Source organism: Mycobacterium arosiense ATCC BAA-1401 = DSM 45069, assembly GCF_002086125.1.
GTDB lineage: Bacteria > Actinomycetota > Actinomycetes > Mycobacteriales > Mycobacteriaceae > Mycobacterium > Mycobacterium arosiense.
This window is the reverse complement of sequence record NZ_MVHG01000444.1, coordinates 1-230: the sequence shown is the minus strand read 5'-3', so window position 1 is coordinate 230 and position 230 is coordinate 1. Positions and strand designations below refer to the sequence as shown.

Annotated in this window: 1 protein-coding gene; it reads left to right on the top strand. The window is 66.1% G+C overall.

The features are described 5' to 3' along the window. Positions 1 to 230, top strand: a 230-nt coding sequence (locus BST14_RS32495; protein WP_142279752.1) for a NuoI/complex I 23 kDa subunit family protein, incomplete at both ends; no start/stop codon positions are given.

Genomic DNA, 230 nt, shown 5'->3' with positions numbered 1-230 from the left:
CTGCAATACCCCGAAGAGCCGGTCTACCTGCCGCCGCGCTATCGTGGCCGGATCGTCCTGACCCGCGACCCCGACGGCGAGGAACGCTGCGTAGCCTGCAACCTGTGCGCCGTGGCCTGTCCGGTTGGCTGCATCTCCCTGCAGAAGGCCGAGACCGAGGACGGTCGCTGGTATCCGGAGTTCTTCCGCATCAACTTCTCGCGCTGCATCTTCTGCGGCCTGTGCGAGGA